This is a genomic window from Enterovibrio calviensis DSM 14347, from assembly GCF_000621165.1.
GTDB classification, from domain to species: Bacteria; Pseudomonadota; Gammaproteobacteria; order Enterobacterales; family Vibrionaceae; genus Enterovibrio; species Enterovibrio calviensis.
Window position 1 is genome coordinate 262,521 of record NZ_KK211218.1, and the last position, 20,262, is coordinate 282,782.

20 protein-coding genes are annotated in these 20,262 nt (G+C 48.2%); 12 read left to right on the plus strand and 8 right to left on the minus strand.

Features of this window, described 5'->3' with window-relative positions; genetic code table 11:
- The first annotated feature begins 1 nt into the window (after position 1).
- The 6 genes from Q365_RS0122350 to Q365_RS0122375 all read left to right on the plus strand — a co-directional run bounded on the left by Q365_RS0122350 (position 2) and on the right by Q365_RS0122375 (position 5,278).
- Positions 2-1,552 carry a tripartite tricarboxylate transporter permease gene (locus Q365_RS0122350; protein WP_028025449.1) on the plus strand — a complete coding sequence of 517 codons (1,551 nt, stop codon included), beginning with the start codon at positions 2-4 and terminating at the stop codon, positions 1,550-1,552.
- A gap of 8 nt (positions 1,553-1,560) precedes the next feature.
- Positions 1,561-2,763, plus strand: a complete 1,203-nt coding sequence (locus tag Q365_RS0122355) for a CaiB/BaiF CoA transferase family protein (RefSeq protein WP_028025450.1) — start codon at positions 1,561-1,563, stop codon at positions 2,761-2,763.
- On the plus strand, positions 2,760-3,605 hold the full coding sequence (locus Q365_RS0122360; protein ID WP_028025451.1) for a citryl-CoA lyase: 846 nt from the start codon (positions 2,760-2,762) through the stop codon (positions 3,603-3,605). Before Q365_RS0122355 ends, Q365_RS0122360 begins: the two co-directional genes overlap by 4 nt.
- A 279-nt stretch (positions 3,606-3,884) precedes the next feature.
- The gene (locus Q365_RS0122365) at positions 3,885-4,268 is read left to right on the plus strand and encodes a hypothetical protein (RefSeq protein WP_028025452.1); all 384 of its coding nucleotides are present in this window, start codon (positions 3,885-3,887) and stop codon (positions 4,266-4,268) included.
- A gap of 22 nt (positions 4,269-4,290) precedes the next feature.
- A complete protein-coding gene (locus tag Q365_RS0122370; RefSeq protein ID WP_028025453.1) occupies positions 4,291-4,740 on the plus strand; it encodes a GNAT family N-acetyltransferase in 450 nt (149 codons plus the stop codon).
- Between the two features lie 142 nt (positions 4,741-4,882).
- The gene (locus Q365_RS0122375) at positions 4,883-5,278 is read left to right on the plus strand and encodes a GFA family protein (protein WP_028025454.1); all 396 of its coding nucleotides are present in this window, start codon (positions 4,883-4,885) and stop codon (positions 5,276-5,278) included.
- A gap of 134 nt (positions 5,279-5,412) precedes the next feature.
- Here Q365_RS0122375 and Q365_RS0122380 read toward each other — a convergent pair whose 3' ends face one another.
- Entirely contained in the window at positions 5,413-6,885 is a 1,473-nt protein-coding gene (locus Q365_RS0122380; RefSeq protein ID WP_407637610.1) for a mechanosensitive ion channel domain-containing protein, read from the minus strand.
- Between the two features lie 85 nt (positions 6,886-6,970).
- Here Q365_RS0122380 and Q365_RS27285 point away from each other — a divergent pair, with 85 nt between their 5' ends.
- The 5 genes from Q365_RS27285 (at position 6,971) to Q365_RS0122405 (ending at position 10,865) form a co-directional block, all read left to right on the plus strand.
- Positions 6,971-7,222 (plus strand): hypothetical protein, encoded by a 252-nt coding sequence (locus Q365_RS27285; protein WP_245621613.1) that lies wholly within the window; start codon positions 6,971-6,973, stop codon positions 7,220-7,222.
- Positions 7,223-7,407: 185 nt separating this feature from the next.
- Positions 7,408-7,941 (plus strand): cytochrome b, encoded by a 534-nt coding sequence (locus Q365_RS0122385; protein WP_028025456.1) that lies wholly within the window; start codon positions 7,408-7,410, stop codon positions 7,939-7,941.
- Between the two features lie 476 nt (positions 7,942-8,417).
- Entirely contained in the window at positions 8,418-9,242 is an 825-nt protein-coding gene (locus tag Q365_RS0122395; RefSeq protein WP_028025458.1) for a ParA family protein, read from the plus strand.
- Between the two features lie 94 nt (positions 9,243-9,336).
- Positions 9,337-10,077 carry a hypothetical protein gene (locus Q365_RS0122400; RefSeq protein WP_028025459.1) on the plus strand — a complete coding sequence of 247 codons (741 nt, stop codon included), beginning with the start codon at positions 9,337-9,339 and terminating at the stop codon, positions 10,075-10,077.
- Positions 10,078-10,136: 59 nt separating this feature from the next.
- The gene (locus Q365_RS0122405; protein WP_028025460.1) at positions 10,137-10,865 is read left to right on the plus strand and encodes a hypothetical protein; all 729 of its coding nucleotides are present in this window, start codon (positions 10,137-10,139) and stop codon (positions 10,863-10,865) included.
- Positions 10,866-10,881: 16 nt separating this feature from the next.
- Here Q365_RS0122405 and Q365_RS0122410 read toward each other — a convergent pair whose 3' ends face one another.
- Genes Q365_RS0122410 through Q365_RS0122430 form a run of 5 tightly spaced genes read right to left on the minus strand, consistent with a single transcriptional unit; the run spans position 10,882 to position 15,722 of the window.
- Positions 10,882-11,583, minus strand: coding sequence for an aspartate/glutamate racemase family protein (locus Q365_RS0122410; protein WP_211254273.1), 702 nt, complete (start codon positions 11,581-11,583; stop codon positions 10,882-10,884).
- Between the two features lie 35 nt (positions 11,584-11,618).
- Positions 11,619-12,440: an ABC transporter permease gene (locus Q365_RS0122415; protein WP_028025462.1), complete on the minus strand. Its 822-nt coding sequence runs from the start codon at positions 12,438-12,440 to the stop codon at positions 11,619-11,621.
- Between the two features lies 1 nt (position 12,441).
- Entirely contained in the window at positions 12,442-13,299 is an 858-nt protein-coding gene (locus tag Q365_RS0122420) for an ABC transporter permease (protein ID WP_028025463.1), read from the minus strand.
- A 51-nt stretch (positions 13,300-13,350) separates the two neighbouring features.
- Complete coding sequence (locus tag Q365_RS0122425) at positions 13,351-14,685, minus strand: ABC transporter substrate-binding protein (protein ID WP_081796372.1); 1,335 nt, start codon at positions 14,683-14,685, stop codon at positions 13,351-13,353.
- A 17-nt stretch (positions 14,686-14,702) separates the two neighbouring features.
- The gene (locus Q365_RS0122430; protein ID WP_028025465.1) at positions 14,703-15,722 is read right to left on the minus strand and encodes an ABC transporter ATP-binding protein; all 1,020 of its coding nucleotides are present in this window, start codon (positions 15,720-15,722) and stop codon (positions 14,703-14,705) included.
- Between the two features lie 243 nt (positions 15,723-15,965).
- Here Q365_RS0122430 and Q365_RS0122435 point away from each other — a divergent pair, with 243 nt between their 5' ends.
- Complete coding sequence (locus Q365_RS0122435; protein WP_028025466.1) at positions 15,966-16,661, plus strand: GntR family transcriptional regulator; 696 nt, start codon at positions 15,966-15,968, stop codon at positions 16,659-16,661.
- A gap of 85 nt (positions 16,662-16,746) precedes the next feature.
- On the opposite strand, the gene Q365_RS0122440 is transcribed toward Q365_RS0122435, so the two are convergent.
- Both Q365_RS0122440 and Q365_RS0122445 read right to left on the minus strand, forming a co-directional pair.
- A complete protein-coding gene (locus tag Q365_RS0122440; protein ID WP_028025467.1) occupies positions 16,747-17,709 on the minus strand; it encodes a TerC/Alx family metal homeostasis membrane protein in 963 nt (320 codons plus the stop codon).
- 479 nt (positions 17,710-18,188) lie between these two features.
- Positions 18,189-20,078, minus strand: a complete 1,890-nt coding sequence (locus Q365_RS0122445; protein WP_028025468.1) for a methyl-accepting chemotaxis protein — start codon at positions 20,076-20,078, stop codon at positions 18,189-18,191.
- Positions 20,079-20,262: the final 184 nt, after the last annotated feature.

Genomic DNA, 20,262 nt, shown 5'->3' on the forward strand with positions numbered 1-20,262 from the left:
GATGTGGGAAGGAATATCTACTGGCTTAGGTACCGCCTTAATGCCGTTCAACCTGATGATGGTCGTCGTTGGCTGTTTTGCAGGCACTTTCATCGGCATGTTGCCGGGTCTTGGGCCTATTTCTGCCGTCGCGTTAATGATCCCAATTACTTACGGCCTTGATCCTGCGTCTGGCATCATCTTGATGGCAGGTGTGTATTACGGGGCGGTATTTGGTGGCTCGACATCATCTATCCTGATCAACGCGCCGGGCTGTGCAAGTACTGTTGTTACAGCGTTTGATGGCTTCCCTATGGCGCAACAACGCCAAGCGGGTAAAGCCCTTGCGCTGGCAGCGTACTCATCATTCACTGGTGGCACGATTGGCGCAATCATTCTGCTTTTTGCCGCGCCGGCATTGGCCTCGGTATCACTCAGTTTCCAATCTTCTGATTACTTTGCGCTGATGATCCTCGGTTTGACTGCTGTTTCAGCCTTCGCGGGCAAAGGCCAAGTGCTGAAAGCCATGGCGATGACCGTCTTCGGTTTGATGATTGCCACGATCGGTACTGACGCGATCACAGGCGCACCGCGCTTTACCTTTAACAACATCGATTTGGTGGATGGCATTAGCTTCTTGTTGCTTGCAATGGCGACGTTTGCGCTGGCTGAGGTCGTTACTACGGTGATGAAAGGGCAGCACAAAGAAGAAGAGCAAGACATGGACATGGCTTCGCTAGGCAGCATGAAGCTGTCGAAAGAGGAAGTGAAAGAAGTGGCACCGACCGTGGCGCGTTCTTCCATCTTCGGCTTTATTGTCGGGGTGTTACCAGGGGCGGGCGCGACGATTGCTTCCTTCCTTGCTTACGGTCTTGAGCGAAACCTTGCGCCAAAACGCTTAAAAGAGAAGTTTGGTAAAGGTGCTTTGCGCGGTCTGGCAGCCCCAGAATCCGCCAACAATGCGGCATCAACGGGATCATTTGTGCCTTTGTTAACCTTGGGTATTCCGGGGTCTGGTACAACAGCCATTATGTTGGGTGCGCTGATTGCTTACGGTATTCAGCCGGGGCCACGCCTGTTTATTGATAACCCTGATGTGTTCTGGTCTGTGATCATTTCCATGTACTTCGGTAACTTGGTGCTTCTGATCCTGAACTTGCCATTGATTCCTTATATTTCGCGTTTATTGGCGATTCCACGTCCAATCTTGATCCCGTTGATTTTGTTCTTCTCCATCACGGGTGTGTACTTGGTGAGCTTCAACACCTTCGACATCAATATGATGGTGTTAATCACGGTGGTGGCGATATTCCTCAAGCTGCTCGATTTCCCGATGGCTCCGATGCTTCTCGGCTTCATTTTGGGCGGCATTATGGAAAACAACCTCAGTCGCGCACTGATTATCTCTGACGGTAGCTTGAGCTTCCTGTGGGATCGTCCGTTAACGCTGACCATCATGTGTATTTCGATTTTTGTGTTGTTACTGCCTCTCATTCGTCGAGTGCTCGACAAAATGGGTATTGGCGTGAAAATACAACCGAATAACGCACAAGTAGACCGTGGCGATGGCTAGGAGGAAGAATGCACGATGCATTGTCATCCTTTAGGGTGTTGGATTTAACCAATGTACTGGCAGGCCCATTCGCCTGCCATCAATTGGCGCACTTAGGTGCGGAAGTCATTAAAGTCGAGGTCCCCCATAGTGGGGATCTTGCACGTCAATTAGGTGCCGATGCGGATTTAAACCGCGAGAAAATGGGCATTTCCTTTCTTGCACAGAACTCAGGTAAGCGCTCCATTACCGTCAACCTCAAACACCCAGATGGCAAAGCCGTGCTCAAAAAGCTGGTGGAATCTGCGGATGTGCTGGTGGAGAACTTCCGGCCGGGTGTGATGGCGCGGCTAGGACTCGACTACGACGTGTTGAAGACGGTAAATCCCAAGCTGATTTACTGCGCCATTTCTGGCTACGGTGCTGACGGGCCAATGAAGAACCTGCCAGCCTATGATCAAATTATTCAGGGCATGTCTGGGGTGATGTCGATAACTGGCGCGCCGGACAATGCGCCGTACCGCGTTGGCTATCCCATTGCTGACACCATTGGCGGTATTACTGCGGCGTTCGCGATTTCCTCGGCGCTAGCGGGACGTGCTCACTCGGGTAAGGGCTGTTTTATTGATGTGTCCATGTTGGAATCAACACTCGCCACCATGGGATGGGCAGTGTCTAACTTCCTCGTCGCAGGCCGTGAACCTCAGCCTATGGGCAACGACAATGTGACGGCCAGTCCTTCAGGCGCATTTAATACCGGAGATGGCCTTATCAATATCGCTGCCAACAAGCAGGAACAGTTTGAAGCCATTTGTGATTTGTTAGGTCGCGCTGAGCTGAAAGCCGATCCACGGTTTAGCGAGCGACAAGCAAGGCTCAAACATCGCGCTGTGCTGACAGAGATTCTTGAAGATGCGTTTTCTGCTGAGTCTGCCGAGGTATGGGAGCAAAAACTGAATGCCATTGGCGTGCCAGCAGGACGCGTGCTGTCAGTGCCTCAAGCCTTGAACCTCGATCAAGTGAAGCAACGTGATTTTGAAGGCACGTTTGATGACGTTGATGGTGTAGGGCGAGACGTTCACATCGTCAGAACCGGCTTTTTGGTGGATGGAAAACGCCCGAAAGTGGAGTCACCGCCGCCGCAACTGGGTGAACACAGTCACGATATTCTGTCTGAGCTGGGTTTTAGCGACGAAGACATTGAGAGTCTTCAACAGGGAGGAGCCGTATGAGTATTCGACGACCCACAGAAGGCCCTGAAAAAGCGGTCGCGGATTGGTGGCGCACAGACATCATCGACATGACGCCAGGGGAGATCGGCTATTACGGTTACCCGATAGAAGAACTCATCGGCAACGTCAGTTTCACTCAAATGATTTGGTTGATGACGCAAGGCTCGCTGCCTTCGCCAGAAAAGGCAAAGTTGCTTGATGCGGCGTTGATGTCTGCGGTTGATCATGGCCCACAAGCGCCAAGTATCGCGATTGCGCGTATGGCGGCAACCTGCGGCGTTGGACTCAACAATGCCATGGCGTCAGCGGTTAACGTGTTAGGCGATGTACATGGCGGCGCGGGTGAACAGGCAATAGCCTTCTATCAAATGATTGATGATATCGCGCAAAACGAAGGTATTGATCTTGCTACCGCCACTAATAAAGGGCTGGAGAAACAGAGAGAACTGTTCGGTAAGTTTATACCGGGCTTCGGCCATCGTTTTCATCCAGTCGATCCCCGAGCGCCGCGCTTAATGGCCGTGGTGGAAGAAGCGAAAACAGCAGATGTGGTAGAAGGGCGATTTCTTGCGATTGCTCAACAGGTTGAATCGCAACTTGAACAAGAGAAAGGCAAGAAAATCCCAATGAACATCGATGGCGCTACTGCCGTCATTTACGCAGAACTCGATGTCGCGCCTGAGCTGGCAAGAGGGCTGTTTTGTTTGTCTCGCTCCGTGGGAATACTGGCGCACGCGTGGGAGCAGACTCAACAAGGCGGCAGAAACAAAGGCCCCATTCCTCGGGACTTGCTTTGGACGTATGACGGCCCCGCAAAGCGCTCGGTGCCTGATTCCGACTAGCTTCCCAATGACTAACACAATGTGCCACGACGTTAACGCCATCACATCGATGGCGTTTTTTCGTTGGGTTACTCGCTCGAAAAGTCGTGGCTTGCATGATAATGAACACTGTTTTATTGTTGTATGCCTTGTGACCATGTGTACTATGGTGGTTGTCTACAAGAATGAACGGACACTTTGTGCGCTGTGGCTGTCAATGACAGGTTTAAGATGGATAGTAGTATTCTGAACTCACAGCTGGATATAGACTTGGTGTCACCAAAGGATAGGAGCATTGAAATGCAAATCAAACCGATTTTATTAGCCTTGCTATTTTGTCTACCTGCGTCAGTGAGCGCAGAGGAAAACAGCTGGGACAAAGCGAAAGAATCTGCAGGTGAAGCATGGAATTCCGCGAAAGATGCAGGTGGTAGCGCTTGGGATGCCACGAAAGAGAAGAGTGGAGAGCTGCTTAATAAGGCGGAAGAAGGTAGCTCTGATTTGTGGGACAGCGCCAAAGAAAAAAGCAGTGAGCTGTGGAATAAAAGCAAAGAGAAAGGCAGTGAACTCATAGAAGAAGCGGAAAAGAAAGCTGACGAAGCCTTAACGCCAGAAAAAACAGAGCCTGCGCCAGTGGTGCCTCTAGAAAAAGAAAGCTCTCCTGATTTCACCCAATCCGCCTAATTCTCTTAGGATAGTGACGCACATGGACGTGAGTTTAACCAAGGCGACAAGCGATGATATTCCGTTTCTTCTGACGCTGCGACAGCTCACCATGAACCAGTATTTGGAAGAAGCGGGTATGCCCACCACGGAAGAAGGTCATTTAAGTCGTATTCAATATAAACTCGACTGCGCGAACATTATCAATGCGAACGGCGTCCCTGTTGGCTTGTTCAAAGCTGAATTCCAAAAAGAACACGATCAGTGGTTTATCATTCAGATTCAAGTTCATCCTGATTATCAGAACCAAGGTATTGGCAATACCGTGATTGAGCGATTGCTAAGCACTGCCAGCGAATCTGCATCCCGTGTGAGATTGAGTGTGATCAAAACGAATCCGGCGCGTGATTTGTATACACGAATGGGCTTTGAGTCTGTTGAGGAAAGTGATTGTGAATTCACCATGGAGTACAACATGGTGAATTCACGTTGAAATCAAAGGCGAAACCTTCTTTGATAACAGCGCGATGCACATCAATTAATGGCGTGTTAGCGGTTGCGTTGTCGTGTCATCTAAGTTGAATTGTTTGCTTACTGATTGAGTTGGTTTAGGAATAGTCTCAGGAGATAGCGCAATGATTAAACGTGTAGGAAACACGGACATTCAAGAAGTCCACCGTGCAACGTGCCACTGTGGTGGTGTTGAGTTAGCGCTTTCCCTTCCCAATGGCATAGAAAAACCTCGCCGATGTGATTGTTCAATATGCAGAAGAAAAGGTGCGGTTGTTGCCTCCGTAAAACTAGATGGTATTCGTATTGTTAAGGGAGAGGAGTTACTCAAGCTTTATCAATTCAACACCAAAACAGCGAAACATTTCTTCTGTTCTGAATGCGGTATTTACACTCACCACCAGCGTCGTTCTGATCCGAGTGAGTATGGGTTCAACGTTGCGTGTCTAGAAGGTGTTAACCCGTTTGAACTAGGCGATGTGGTCACCAACGATGGGGTTAATCATCCCGCTGATAGATAACGCTGCGAAGACTTGTTGAAGTGGCATGAAATGAGTGACATCAATCGACAGAGAGTTCTGGGTTAAGATCTAGAGAAAGGGAGCGAATAGTCGCTCCCTTTTTTGTTATTCAATAAAGCCACGCCAGTCGGGTTTTAACTTTCCTTGGGTTGCGAAGGTAGCGCCTGACCATTTTGCATGTGTAAATGCACATCTTGTTGTGGGAACGGAATAGAAATGCCTTCCTTATCGAAGCGGATTTTCACTTCTCGCGTCACGTCCCAGTACACATCCCAATAGTCATCTGTTTTCACCCAAGGACGCACGATGAAGTCCACCGATGAATTGTTAAGGACATGAACTTTGATCATAGGTTCAGGGGCGCGAAGAACGGCGGGGTGGCTGGTCACGATGTCATTCAGAACCTCTTCAACGTGGGGGATGCTATCGCTATAGCTGACACCAAATACCATATCAACACGACGAACACGTTCATGTGTGACGTTCTTAATCACATCACCCCAAATCTTACTGTTTGGGACGATGATGATTTGGTTATCGAAGGTTTTGATGGTGGTGTTCACCAAGCTCATGTGGCTAACCTTGCCTTCAACACCCCCAGCAGAAACGTAATCTCCAACATCGAACGGACGGTAAATTAGCAACATCATACCCGCTGCGAAGTTCGATAACGTATCTTGCAATGCAAAACCGATGATGACACCCGCGATACCGAAACCCGTGAGAATTGGCGTCAGGTTCAGCCCGATTTGCGATAAAGCAATCAGGATACCAATGAACCAAACCCCTTTACCCGACATCGAAATAAAGAACTCTTGCATCAACAGCGAAAAGTTAAGGTTCTTGGATGCAACAGCTCGTTTTACGACCTTACGAGCGAGATTGGCAACCGTACGAGCGATGAAAAGAATGACTAAGAATACGAGCAGTTGAAAGATGTGCTGTGGGGCGGTTTCGAGTAGCCAGCCCCAGAATTTGCTGGACCAGGTTTTCACGATGGAGAGCAGTACATCGCCACTGAGTAGGTCCTGTGTCACGCTACCCGTGACTTCAAAATACAAACGCTTATATTCCGCGGTCGGAATACCTTCGCTATCCGCCAGATCGATCATCACTTTAAGGCTACTCGTCGTGATGCTCATTCGACGTTGCGTGACCAGTTTACTCAGTTGAAGGTTAGCTTTTTCTGCCTCTGGCGCCACACTTAGCTGTGCATCTTCGGCCTTCAATTGCTGCCTGAGGTACTCAACATTTGCTGCAAGCTGCTCAGCACGTTGAGAAATACTCTGTTTTAATTCGGCTTCTTGGTCGGGGGCGAGTGCGTTTAGCTTCTTCAACCATGCTACGTTTTGCGATGACTCTTCATACATACTATCCAGATACTTACGTGACTCCTCATACTCTGCGAGTAGCCCAAATACTTCTTCATTCTTTGCATCATTCAGCTGTTGAGAAAGGACGGATGAACGTTTATTGAGGTATTCAATGGCTTCGTTAGCATAAATCTGTTGTTGTTTAACTTGGCTGATAAGAAAAGGCTTTCCAACCTCGTCATTGTTCACATTAGCGGCAACGAGGGCTCTTAGTTGCTCGTTTTTCTGAAACATTTGAAGTTGCAATGCAAGTTTGTCTTCGCCATTGACCTTATCTTGCAGCGAAACCAAATTTGTGAGCTCTTGATGAAGCGCATTGATGCGATCCTCAACTTGTTCAGACGCTGACTTTGGCGTTTCCGATGAAGGTGTGGTTGCTGACTCTGCGCTTGCAAAGGCGGGAAAGGAAAAAACAAGAAAAGAAGCGAAAAAAACCACAGATAAAAAAGACCAAGGCGTGCGTAAACTCATTGCAACAGCTCCATCAGCTCAAATGAACAATATATATCTAAACAACCTGAAGATGGCCTCTTTAGGTTGTTTGGATATAGAAGTATGGCATTTTGTATGAGGTTGGGTATTCAATCTGGCTCTCACATTTGAACAAACAGGGCGATTATTCAGATGGGCTTTGTCTAGGTTTTTAACGTTGTCGATATATTGTCATATTTTACTTAAATTTACGTTCGCTTGATTGATTAGTGACCAGTCGGAGCGCAATATATATTACCTTTCACTGTATAAGGAGATTCACCGATGAGTCATCCGTCACCATTATCCAAACAGACGATCTTCTTTCATTGGTTAGTTGCAATAAGCTTTATTGCAGTTCTAGCGTTTGGCTTGTATGTGGAAGATTTGCCAAAGGGCCCGGAAAAAGGCGAGCTAATTGGCTTACACAAATCCTTCGGCGTGCTGGTTCTCTTGTTAGCCGTTTCCCGGTTGTTATGGCGCTTTAAAGAAGGGGCGATCTCTTCTATTCCTGGCTCTCCAAGATGGCAGGAAAAAATCGCGACAGCCGTGCATCACCTGCTTCTATTAGCCACGTTATTGATGCCGATTTCGGGTATTGCCATGTCAATCGGTGGCGGTCGTGATGTGGGCATTTTTGGCATGACACTGATTACCGCTGGAGAGAAAAACGAGTTGCTCGGTCAGGTCGGTCACGTGACCCATGAAGTACTTGCGAATATTGTGATGGTCACGCTGGCATTGCATGTACTTGGCGCGCTGAAACACCACATTGTCGATAAAGATGCCACGCTGAGACGCATGCTAGGGAAATCCTGATATCGCTTATTTGCCGTATCTCGTGTTGAAAGCCACCTGCTGAAGGTGGCTTTTTCGTTATCCGTAATACACCTATACCCAAGTAACCTGAAGATGCAGGATTCAGCGAGCTTTACTGACGTTATGATCAAGGCGTCCCTTTGCCGATGTAGTGAGCTCCATTAAAAAGGGACAACACCGAGCATGGCGTCAGTAAACTCGCCCGAAGGGAGGCCCTCAGAGCGTCCACTTCATCGTTAAATTCCTGTGAAATAGAATGACTATTCCTACAAAAATTCGCCTTGAATTGAACACTCTGAGGGCCTCTGAAATCGAGCATCTTCAGGTTGCTTGGGTATACCCAAGCAACCTGAAGATCTTCGCTGAATCCTGCTAATCGAGAGCTATCTTCACTTTTCAGCCTTAACAAACTGATACCTTTAGAAGATATGCACAGTTCGTGGTCGTGCTTCTTTATTATTTTCAAAGGAGAGATCATGAGACGGATCATATTCAATCAAAAGGGCGGTGTAGGTAAATCCAGTATATCGGTCAACCTCGCGGCACTCAGTGCAGCAAGTGGCAAGAAAACGCTTCTCATCGATTTAGATATTCAGGGAAACAGTAGTCATTACCTAGGTATTGATATCAACGCCAAGAATGACAAAACGGTGGCTGACCTTTTTGATCAAACCGTGTCATGGTTTTCTGTATCCACGCCAATTAAGCAATTCCCTCAACCTACCGCGTATGAAAACCTCGATATTATTCCTTCTAGCCCCCGCCTTGCTGCGCTCGAACCAGAGCTAGAACGCCGTTACAAAATATACAAACTGCGTGAAGCGCTAGACGAGCTGGAAAGTGAGTATGAGCGTATATACATAGACACGCCACCAAACCTGAATTTCTACAGTAAAGCAGGGCTAATCGCGGCGCATAACCTGCTTATTCCTTTTGATTGCGATACGTTTTCTCATCAAGCGTTGTTGACGTTAATGGATAATCTTGCGGAATTGCGTGACGATCATAATCGTAATCTGGCGCTCGAAGGGGTGGTGGTGAATATGTTTAATGCGCAGGCGAAATTTCCGGCTCAGATTATCGAACGAGTACGAGAACTTGGTTTGCCCTTGCTTGAGCCTTTTATCCCGCAATCAGTGAAGATGAAAGAGTCACATTATCACCAAAAACCCTTGGTTCACTTTGCTCCTCAGCACAAACTCTCAAAACAGTTTGCCGAACTGTACGCGCGACTAGAAAGCCCACAAGAAAAAACATCTTCAACAGAGACGTCGGCAAATAATGAAGGAGCGAAAGCCTAGTCATGAAATATGAGTAAATCATGTAACCTTTGACAAAGTTACAATAAAGCGTAACATTAAATTATGTTACCAATTAACGTAACTCAAGGCGAAAATGAAAACTCAAGATATACACTATGCGGGCGTGATTACCGGCGACCTTGTGGGCTCGACAGAGATGAGCGAGTCCACACGTCAGGACTGTCTAGCCGCACTGGAGCGCTGTTTTTTACAGTTTCGTCAACACGATGCCAGTCAACGGGTGAGCAGCCAACAGGCTAGCAATCACCAAGCGAGTAATCATTCCCAGATACTGGATGACTCAGGTTCTGACGTCCGTGACAGCGACACGATGGGTGAGATCTATCGTGGAGATGCTTTCCAGCTCTATACCCGCTCACCTGAACACCTTCTGAGTATGGCGCTGACAATTCGTATTGCACTCAAGAGCCTAGGTGAAGACGCCCGTTTATCATTGGCCGTTGCGCCCGCGAGTGAGCGGCAACTCCCTGTAAGAATGGCCAACAATTCTGATGCTTTCTTGCTATCAGGCCGTCATCTAGATGGCATGAAAAACCAGCGATTGGCGTTTTCCTCTAATGACGAAGAGTTTGCTCGTGACGCTCACATGGTTCTTTCATTGCTTGATGACCATATCACGCCGCTGACGACCAAAATGGCAGTTGCGTTGTCGGTTTGGATGCGCCAGCCCAATGCCCAACATGCAGAGCTTGCAAAGGATCTGGGTATAACTCGAAGCGCATTCACAAGAATCATCAATCGAGCCAATTACACGCGCATCGACGATACCTGTAGATGGTATGCTGGCAGGCTTTTACGTTACCTACCCAAGTAATCCTAATACTGCATCTTCACGTTGCTTGGGTATCAACATTGTCGCAAGGAGGCTTAAGGATGGTACTAACAATACTGTTGGTATTGGTCGTGATTCATGTGTGTGTCGAGTTTTACTTATTTCCCGTAGTCACCCGCCGCGCAAGACATGTTTTTGTTTCCGTTATTATTGAAAGCGTCCTGTCTTTAATTGCACTCTATTTGCTCGCCATCCCTTTGATTTGGTCATTGGTCGGGGCGCTGTGTATAGGTTTATCCAATGTCACGGTCTCTGTGTGGTTTCGTTCTGCGCCAAACGGGTTGCGCTATTTGTTCGTCAAACAACTTTTGCATCTGTTCATATTGGTTTTGGTTGTTCTCTACGTTGTGAGCAGTGAGGATCGCGTGGCAGCCAAGCACGCGTTCGAACAAACTGACTGGTGGACACTTTTCTGCTGGGCAACCGCATACTTGCTTGCCATGAAACCGTCTTCGACTGCTATTGCGCTACTTCTGCAAAACTGGACTGAAGAAGTGACTCACTCAGCCCCAAGCGGAAGCAACAAGCCGCTGAAAGACGCAGGGGCATTCATCGGATACTTTGAGCGAATGCTTATTGTCACCTTTGTGCTTTGGGGGCAGTTGCCTGGTGTAGCCTTGGTGCTGGCAGCCAAATCTGTATTTCGCTTTGGTGATTTGAAAGATCACGGTAGCCGAATGTTCACCGAATACGTGATGCTTGGTACGTTTGCGAGTGCGCTGTTTGGTATCGGTTGTGGCTTGCTCGGCGGGTATTTGAGTCAGATTTAATCCGCAACAATCGAACCTAGATGCCTTTCTTTTCGGGTTGCGCATAGCCACAGATCTTGCTGGTGGATAGCTTCAACTCTGCCAGCATTTTCACCGTTGCGATGGCAGCTTGAACGCCATCAATCACAGGCACACCAAGCGCTGACTGCAACTTCTCCTGCCAATGGCTCATTCCGGCACAGCCCAATATCAAGACTTCACTGTTCGATGTATCCAATGATGATTTCGCTAATCCGAGTATTTGTGTAAACGCATCGGGATCGGTTTCTAGCGAAAGTACAGGAATGTTGGATGCGACGATAGCGGCGCATTGTCGTTCTAATCCATACATCAAAACGTTGCGTCGTATGATGGGCACCGAGCGCTGAAGCGTGGTCATCACCATGAAAGAATGACCAAGATAACCGGCTGTTTTCATCGCCGCTTCACCGATGCCAACGACGGGGCGTTCCGTCACTTCGCGCACCGCATCTAGCCCTGTATCGTCAAAACACGCCACGACATAACCTAACGCGTCAGATTCCTGCTTTTCGAGTGTTTGCACCTGTTTCACCAAATGGTGCGCCGCCATTGCACCGTCATAATGTCCTTCAATGCTCAAAGGTGACGCCTTGCAGAAGTGGAATCGCGTATAAGTCGCGGTGTTGGTTTGGCTCAGGCTGTCTGAAAGTTGTTGGGTCATTGCCTCAGAGCCATTGGGGTTGATGACGTCAATCATAATCTTCTCTCATATCCTTTCTCATCGTCTTCTCCCTAGTGAGTGGCTTGAGCACGGGTTTTGGCGCGCAGGGTGCGAACAGCAACAAGCGCCAGAACGATTAACGACAGCGAGATGAACGTCGTGAGTGTGCCCAGCGCATAGAGAACGGGCGTGGTTACATTGGTGGTCATGGCGAAGAGTTCGAGTGGCAGGGTATTGAAGCTACCAGAAGTCATAAGCGTTCTAGCAAATTCATCGTAGCTTAGGGTGAAGCCAAACAAACCGACGCCAACAAGGCTTGGTGCAATCAAAGGCAGCAGTACATAGCGAAACGTCTGCCAAGGCGTCGCACCCAGATCATCCGAGGCCATTTCATAGCTTGGGTTGAAGCGGTTGAATACGGCAAACATGATGAGTAAGCCAAAGGGCAGGGTCCACGTCATGTGCGCGCCAAAACCTGAGCTGTACCAATCGGCGGTGAAACCCATTCGGTCGAACATCAACCCAATCCCCAAGCTGACCAAAATGGACGGGATAATCAGGCTCGCAAGGGTGACATAGAAAATCACACTGCTGCCTGCAAAGTGGCGGCGAAACGCCAGCCCAGCCATCAAAGAAATCACGACCGTGCTGATCATCACGGCGAAACCCAGTCCTAAAGAGCGAACCAGCGCCATACTAAAATCACCGACCGCCTGACGTTCAAACAGTTGGGCATACCAATGCATAGACGTGCCGCGCATTGGAAAAGTCAGCCCGCCTTGTTCACCTTGGAAAGAGAGAATGGCAATGGTGAACGTTGGGCCATAAAGAAACAGAACGAATAGGCCAAACAACAATGAACAGATAGCAAAAGCAGTTTTGTTGTTTTTCATCTCACACCTCTTTGCGAATGTCGACCAAGCGGAACAACACAATCAACATCACGATGACCGTCATGAGTAGCACCACCGCACCGGCTGCCGCCGCGGGGTATTGCAGCAAGGATATTTCGTTATAAATCAGGATCGCCACGTTGGCTTTTATACCGCCTCCCATCACTTTCACCGTGATGAAATCGCCCATGACTAACGTGAAGATAAAAATGCTGCCGATGATGATGCCTGATTTACACAGCGGAATGATGATGTCGACCAACACACGGAAGCCATTTGCCCCTGAATCTACCGCCGCCTCAATTTGGCTGCGATCAATGCGCATCATGCAGTTAAAAATAGGAACGACCATGAACATGGTGTAGAGGTGAACATACGCCAGCACAATGGCGAAATCGCTGTAGAGCAGCCAATCCAGAGGGGCGTCTGTTATTCCTGATGATTGAAGCCCTGTATTGATTAACCCGTTTCGCCCGAGCAGCGGGATCCAAGAGATCATCCGAATGATGTTTGAGGTTAAAAATGGCACGGTACAGATAAGAAACAGGATGGTTTGCGTGCTGTTACTTTTGACATAGAAAGCCAAATAGTACGCGACAAAAAAACCAATCGTTAAGGTAAGGAACCAGGTGATTGAGGCGTACTTCAGCGTTTGCAAATAGGCTTGCAACGTCACGCTGGATGTCAGGAGGTATTCATAGTTCTCAAAGATAAAATCCGGGATGATGGAAAATTCGTTGTAGTCCCAGAAGCTGACAATCACGATCACCGCGATGGGGAAGATGAGAAAAGCCGTCAACATTGACGCCAGCGGTGCGGCCTGCCAATAACTGTTGTTGCTTGATTTAGCTAAGCGCATAGCGTTATCCATTAGCGGGCCGACGTCGAGCGTCGGCCTGAATGTGAAGGATCAAGAAACGATGAACTCGTTCCATTTACGGAGCATGTATTTGTTTTCATCCATCACGGAGTTCCAACAAGCGACGCTTCCCATGCGATCCCAGTAAGAGCCGCCATCACGCACTGCGCCGGCTTTCTCCATCAATTGCCCTGTTGGACTCAAAATGTCGCTGGCAGCAGGCTTGCCATCAATCCAGAAATCCCATTCGTTTTCTGTCATAAAGGCTTTGGAGGTTTCAGGTGCCGCGCTGTAGTAACCCTGACGGTTCAAATACGCACCCACCCAGCCAGAGAGATACCAATCGAGGTATTCGTAGGCGGCATCCAATTCCAACCCTGAAAGGTGAGAGGCTAGGCCAAGGCCGCCACCCCACGCGCGATAACCTTCTTCCAGCGGCTGATAGACACAAGGAATGCCTCGGCTACGAACGGCGGCAACGGCAGGCGACCACATACTTTGAATGACCACTTCGCCCGACGCCATGAGGTTGACGGATTCATCGAATGACTTCCAGAAGGCGCGGAATTGCCCCTGTTTCTTGGCTTCAATCAGCACCGCGATGGTTTTGTCGATTTCTTCTTTTGTCATGTTGCCCTTGTCGGCGTATGACACTGCACCCATGGATTCACAGATCATGGCGGCGTCCATGATGCCAATGGACGGGATGTTAAGAATCGATGCTTTGCCTTTAAATGCAGGGTCCATAATGTCGGACCAATTCTTGATTGGGCGATTGATAAGGTCAGGACGGATACCAAGTGTATCTGCGTTATAAATGGTAGGGATTAATGTCATCCAATCGGTGGGTGACGACGCAAACTTAGTGGAATCTCTGCCTTCGACAAACCCAACGGTGTGAGGCGCTGTGCCTTGTGCAATCGGAGAGTCGGGCGTCAGTTTACCGTTGATGAACAATGGCGAGATTTTATCAAACAGCTTGAGTCTTGATGTATCCAACGGTTGCAGCACTTTTGCCGGGAACACCTTTTTACAAATCCAATACTCAATGTCAGCAATGTCATAAGAGCCAGGTTGCGTCACGGCACGCTGTGTCACGCTGTCGGAATCCAAAGACGTGAGTTGGAGATTGAAGCCGAGATCTTCCTTACATTTCTCAGAAACCGCGTTGAGGTTGGATACGCCAGTACCGAATTGGCGCAAGGTAATGTTTTTAATGTTCTGAGCCCAAATCATGGGGAAGCCAGTAATTAAGCCTGAACTGGCAGCGGCTGCGGTCGCGACTGCCGCGCCTTTGATGAGTTTACGGCGGGTTTTATCTTGAGGCGCATTATCGTCCTGATCGATCACGGTCGTGCTCTTGATTGCAGATTTATCGTCTTTCATATTCCTTTCCTTGGTAGCTAATGGGTAATGGTGAAAGTGTTCATCTGATTCTTGTGCCAGTTGAGGTCGACTCTTTGGCCAGAGGAAACAAGGAGGGGATCAAGCTTGTGTTCGGGAATAAAGCACATGCAGCGCTGGCCGTTGCCAATGTCGGCTTCAACAAAGTAAAACTGCGCCTGAAACTCCACATCAACAATTTCAGCGGGCATGGATATGGTCTCGGCGCTTGGTGTGTGTGTCGGTGCAGTGATGTGGATATGATCGGCGCGCACGGAAAAAGAAGGAGGAAAATCGGGGTGAGTGTCATTTGCGTTGATCACGTTATGACCACCGATAAAGTCAGCCACAAATGCCGACGCCGGTTTTTCAAAGATTGACTTTGGGTTTCCGCTTTGTTCAATGACGCCATCTTTCATCACAACTGCGATGTCGGCGAGCGCAAATGCCTCTTCCTGAGAATGCGTGACATGGATGAACGTCAGCCCTAGTTGCCGTTGAATGCGTTTCAGCTCTTTTCGCATTTGAATACGAAGGAAAGGGTCGAGCGCGGAAAGGGGCTCATCGAGCAATATGACATCAGGTTTACAGATCAAGGCTCGGGCGAGGGCAATGCGTTGCTGCTGGCCGCCAGATAAATGCGCAGGAAGTTTATGCTGATGCTCCAACATATCGACAAGGGCGAGCATGTCTTTTGCGGCTTGAGTGCGTTCAGTTTTGCTGACTCCCGCCACTTTCAACCCGTAGGCGACGTTTTCCATGCACGTCATATGGGGGAACAGGGCATAGTTTTGAAACATCATCGCCGTCCCCCGTTGCCTTGGCGAAAGTTGTGTGACCTCATTACCGCTTAAACGCACCGTGCCGGATGTGACGCTTTCGTGCCCTGCAATCATTCTTAATGTGGTGCTCTTCCCGCACCCGCTTGGACCGAGCAAACAACAATACTGGCCAGCTTCAATGGTTAAGTTCAGCGCACTGACGGCAGGACTGTTTCCATAATGTTTGGTCAGGTTGATTAGCTCAACGTTTCCTTTCATACCACTCTCCTAAAATAGATTGCTAGCAATCTTGAAGAGTCTTTCAGCAGTTTTTGTGCCAACAAAAGGCTGAGAATAAAAACAGAGGGTTAGAGAAAGATCTACAAAATACCGGATATTTATTGCGTCATGGAGGCGCGTAAACTTGCCAATTTGGTGCAACAAAAAAGAATGGATACCGAACACTTGGAATGTATGATCAAATATGCAATTCTTAAATTGGTAACAATCTAAGGAGTGACAATGAGCATTCTGAGCCAATCTCGCAAAGAAGTGGAAATCAATCGGATCATTGATGCCATCAGCCAAGCCGTTAGCGATCAACGCTTACCGCCCGGCACGCGCTTGGTCGAAGGCCAACTGGTGGAGACGTTTGGGGCAAACAGGAATCACGTAAGGTCAGCGATTCAGCGTTTGGCACTGCGCCGTATTGTGACTGTGCTGCCGAACAAAGGTGCGAGTGTTTCCGAGCCGACGCTAGAAGAAGCGAACGATGTGCTTTCTGCTCGCGCATTGGTTGAACAAGGCATTATCGAAAATCTGGTGGGAAGAGCGACAGACTTGGATTTGTCGCGACTCAAGCGACATGTACAGAAAGAAGTTGCTGCCAGAGACAAAGGAAGCCGAAGAGAAATCATTAAGCTTTCTGGCGATTTTCATATTCTGTTGGCGGTACTGAATGGGAATCGTGTGCTCACCGAGATCCTCACTGACTTGATCACTCGAAGCTCACTCATCATCGCGCTATACCAACGTGACAAGCAGTTAGATTGTGGTTGCCACGACCACGAACACATTATCCATGCGATTGCGAATGGTGAGAAAGGCAAAGCCATTGATTTGATGCGAACACATCTTCAGCAGGTAGAGTCAGGCTTGAACCTCGCATTTTGGAAAAACCGGACGGTGGATCTCGATAATGTGTTTTCAGATTCATGATGGCCTCTCGAGTTGGTAGCGAGCTAAAACGGCCAAACAAAAGAGCACCCATTGGGTGCTCTTCAAATCGAAATAGGTTATTCGGTTAACTCGCCACTCGTTCAAGTTGGCGTTGTTTCCAAATTGAAGCACCAATACCGACAGTCAGCGAGGCCAATATAACGCCCAGTGATACCGGCGTAGCGATAGCAAATGGTGTTTCAATCAGTAGCATCTTGGTACCGATAAAGCACAACATGAATGCCAACGTGTGGTGAAGGTACGCAAACTTGTTCAACATGCCGCCAAGCACGAAGTACAGTGAACGCAAGCCAAGTAGGGCGAACACATTCGCAGCCAATACGAGGTAAGGTTCTTGTGTTACCGCAAAGATAGCGGGGATGGAATCCAGTGCGAACATCACGTCTGTCATCGCAATCACCATCACAACCACCAGCATCGGCGTAGCAAGAATACCCAGTGAATCACGAGTGAACAGCTTGTTTCCATCGTAGTCAGGGCTAACGCGCAAGAATCGTTTTACCAGTCTCACCGCAAAGCTGTCTGAGAAGGATTCGTTCTCTTCTCCATGTTGGCGCCACATTTGTACGCCAGTCCAAATCAAGAAGAAACCGAACAGGTAAAGTACGAAGTGGAATTCTGCAATCAGCGGAGCACCCAGTGAAATCATAATGCCACGCAGCACGAGCGCGCCGACAATACCCAGCATCAATATGCGGGGAACATGATCTTCTGGCACCTTGAACTGTGCAAAAATCAGAGCAAACACAAATAAGTTATCGACGCTCAGCGATTTTTCAAGCAAGTAACCCGTAACAAACGAGGTGGCTGCTTCGCCGTTCGTCAGTTCACTGACGGGTGCCATATGTGGCCAATATAGATAAATAGCACCTGCAAATACGAACGCGAGAGAGAACCAGAACACACTCCACATAGCGGCGCTGCGAAAACTGATTTTTCCACGAGTGATAAGCAAGTCGATGCCGAGCATCAAAACGGTAAGAACTAACAGGCCTTCGTAGCCTGAGAAAAGTTCACTTAGGAACATGACACCTCCGGTGCGCGGAGGATGAGGGGGCAAAGGAGCACCTAACCAACCGCGCAGCTATAAGCAAATAAGCGAATAAGTGGCGTTGGTCTCGTCAAAATACAGTGAAACTGTATTCTCGCGTGCCGGTAGCGGTGGCTACGGGATGACGACAGCGCGACAAAATGACTACTCCCCAAAACGGCGCAATAGTAGAGCTTTTCTAGCAAATAGGAAACAAGAAAATTCACGAAAAACAGGCTTTTAATTCAGTGTGAATAAAAACGTTTTTGATTCAATGGATTGATGAATATGAATCTATTGTGAACGTTGGTTTTTGATGATTTTATCTAAAGGCAAGTGCAGCATTTCAATGGGAAATGGCTTTGAACAATGGAGGCAATGCAATGCAAGAAAAGACTCTGGGTATAGGGGGCTTGGTATAACGCTCTGATCCTCAGAAAGAGAACCAGAGCGACAGGGGGGTAATCTTAGTGCGATTAAATATTGAACTTCGCAATAGCAGAAGTGAGTTGTTGGTTAGACACTGAGAGCTGTTGAACATTGGCGAGTGTGGCTTCTCCACTTTCACCCAACCGATCGACCATTTGGCTAATCGACCGAATGCTTTCACTAATCTCATGTGAAGCTTGGCTCTGCGTTTGTGTGATGTCAGTGATATGGCTGTTCAAGTTGTTTATTTCTTCCACGGAGGCGCTCATGACATCAAGGTTGCTATCAACAAGGTTGGTTTGCTCAACCGATTTCTGACAGCTGTTTTTCGTATTCTCGATAGCTCGAACCGCGTTGACGGTACCTTCGTTGAGTTTTTGCAGCATATCGTTGATTTCCGACGTGCTTTGTTGAGTACGGCTGGCAAGCGCTCGTACTTCATCTGCAACAACGGCAAACCCGCGGCCTTGTTCTCCAGCCCTTGCGGCCTCAATAGCGGCATTCAAGGCTAGAAGGTTCGTTTGTTCAGCAATGTCGCCAATCACCGTGAGCACAGACGCAATCTTATCGGCATTGTCACTCATGGTTTGAATATCGTTCTCCATCACCGTAATTTCGCTCAGTAGCGCATTTACGCTTCCTACTGATTGGCTGACTTGATGTTTCGACTCAGCCGTTTGTTCATGGGCTTTCTGCGTGCAACTCAAGGCTTCTGACGCGCTACTCGCTACCGTATCTACAGTCGAACTCATGCTCTCCACACGAGAGACGACCTGCAGAGTTTCTTCTTTGTGATGGGTCAATACGTTGTGGTTCTCATCGGTTTTGGCTTTAACGTCTTTTACTTCCGAAGATATTTTCGCGGTCGCATTTGAAATTCCTCCGACAATGTCTTGAAGGTTTTGTGCAACCTCATTGATGCCTCGAGCGATGACACTAATTTCATCATTGGTGTTCACGTCCACTCGTGCTGTGAGATCGCCTTTTGCCAGTTTCTTCATCACTCGCATAACTTGTGACAATGGTTTGAGCAGCTTGCTGACGAGGAACAAGGTTATACCCATTACTAGGATGACCTGAACGAGAGAGAAAACGAGTGAATCGGTTCGGCTAGAGACCACCGTTTGATAGGCATACTCTTTGTTCATGGCGACCGCCAAGTACCAAGGCGTACCTTCGATGGCGGTAATGTTGAAAAGGTAAGGATTATTGGCAAGGGTTAACTCGCTGACAATTGGGTTGGCAGCAAGGGTTGGTAGAGTTTGTGATGTTAATTGAGGTGACATTTCACTGGCGTTAGTCAACAGCAACGATGTGTCGACACTCGCTAATAGTGTTGCGCTACCATCAAGCAGCATGGCTTGCGTGTTCTCACCGCTAATGCTGTTGATATAGCTGATGAGCTGTTTGATCTTAATATCGCCCGCAACCACGGCTTTTTCACCAGATGTTCGCGTATATTGCTGGGCTATCGTCACCACCAACTCGCCAGTCACTGAATCTTTATAAGGGGCGGTAATGACAGGATCTGTTGTGTTGCTGGCCTCGATATACCAAGGTCTTTTCCTTGGGTCATAGCCTTCACTCGATGGCTTGCCGTTATAACGAATCATGTCACCTGCGCCAGTGCCAACGTAAACAGATTGAAAACCACCAGAGATACGGGCCTGACTAAGGTACGGAATGAGCGCATTGTTTGAGGGGGCGTTCAGATCGGATTCTTTGGCACTTTGAATGATCTCAATGCGAGGCTGAATCCAATTTTGAATGCCTTTAGCACTGGCAATGCCAACGGAGTCGATAAATCGGCTCACCGAATCTTCTGTGTAGGTTACCAATTGTTGATCTTGTCGCTGATATTGAACGACAGCGACAATGATAATGATGCTGGCTATTGCCAAGGAAATTTTGTGCTTAATAGAGCGAGGCATAATCATTTTTTGTCTCTCATTAGCTATGCATGATTCAAAAATGGAGCATCAATAATTAGCATAGAACAGACAGTTGGTTTCTTCTTGTTCACTGACTCATATAAGTGGAATGGCGGCCAAACGCAGCAACTAAGGCCCAATTCAAAGTAAAAAAAACGAAAAAGTGAAAAAACCTCCAGATGGAGGTTGT

Excerpts from the sequence above, each read along its gene's own strand:
- Q365_RS0122365 (WP_028025452.1), top strand. The coding sequence starts at position 3,885 with ATGCAAATCAAACCGATTTTATTAGCCTTGCTATTTTGTCTACCTGCG.
- Q365_RS0122410 (WP_211254273.1), bottom strand. The coding sequence starts at position 11,583 with ATGATTGACGTCATCAACCCCAATGGCTCTGAGGCAATGACCCAACAA.
- Q365_RS27285 (WP_245621613.1), top strand. The coding sequence starts at position 6,971 with ATGCGATCCTCAACTTGTTCAGACGCTGACTTTGGCGTTTCCGATGAA.
- Q365_RS0122435 (WP_028025466.1), top strand. The coding sequence starts at position 15,966 with ATGAGCATTCTGAGCCAATCTCGCAAAGAAGTGGAAATCAATCGGATC.
- Q365_RS0122360 (WP_028025451.1), top strand. The coding sequence starts at position 2,760 with ATGAGTATTCGACGACCCACAGAAGGCCCTGAAAAAGCGGTCGCGGAT.
- Q365_RS0122425 (WP_081796372.1), bottom strand. The coding sequence starts at position 14,685 with ATGAAAGACGATAAATCTGCAATCAAGAGCACGACCGTGATCGATCAG.
- Q365_RS0122405 (WP_028025460.1), top strand. The coding sequence starts at position 10,137 with ATGGTACTAACAATACTGTTGGTATTGGTCGTGATTCATGTGTGTGTC.
- Q365_RS0122400 (WP_028025459.1), top strand. The coding sequence starts at position 9,337 with ATGAAAACTCAAGATATACACTATGCGGGCGTGATTACCGGCGACCTT.
- Q365_RS0122370 (WP_028025453.1), top strand. The coding sequence starts at position 4,291 with ATGGACGTGAGTTTAACCAAGGCGACAAGCGATGATATTCCGTTTCTT.
- Q365_RS0122395 (WP_028025458.1), top strand. The coding sequence starts at position 8,418 with ATGAGACGGATCATATTCAATCAAAAGGGCGGTGTAGGTAAATCCAGT.
- Q365_RS0122415 (WP_028025462.1), bottom strand. The coding sequence starts at position 12,440 with ATGAAAAACAACAAAACTGCTTTTGCTATCTGTTCATTGTTGTTTGGC.
- Q365_RS0122420 (WP_028025463.1), bottom strand. The coding sequence starts at position 13,299 with ATGCGCTTAGCTAAATCAAGCAACAACAGTTATTGGCAGGCCGCACCG.
- Q365_RS0122375 (WP_028025454.1), top strand. The coding sequence starts at position 4,883 with ATGATTAAACGTGTAGGAAACACGGACATTCAAGAAGTCCACCGTGCA.
- Q365_RS0122440 (WP_028025467.1), bottom strand. The coding sequence starts at position 17,709 with ATGTTCCTAAGTGAACTTTTCTCAGGCTACGAAGGCCTGTTAGTTCTT.
- Q365_RS0122385 (WP_028025456.1), top strand. The coding sequence starts at position 7,408 with ATGAGTCATCCGTCACCATTATCCAAACAGACGATCTTCTTTCATTGG.
- Q365_RS0122430 (WP_028025465.1), bottom strand. The coding sequence starts at position 15,722 with ATGAAAGGAAACGTTGAGCTAATCAACCTGACCAAACATTATGGAAAC.
- Q365_RS0122380 (WP_407637610.1), bottom strand. The coding sequence starts at position 6,885 with ATGTTTCAGAAAAACGAGCAACTAAGAGCCCTCGTTGCCGCTAATGTG.
- Q365_RS0122445 (WP_028025468.1), bottom strand. The coding sequence starts at position 20,078 with ATGATTATGCCTCGCTCTATTAAGCACAAAATTTCCTTGGCAATAGCC.
- Q365_RS0122355 (WP_028025450.1), top strand. The coding sequence starts at position 1,561 with ATGCACGATGCATTGTCATCCTTTAGGGTGTTGGATTTAACCAATGTA.
- Q365_RS0122350 (WP_028025449.1), top strand. The coding sequence starts at position 2 with ATGTGGGAAGGAATATCTACTGGCTTAGGTACCGCCTTAATGCCGTTC.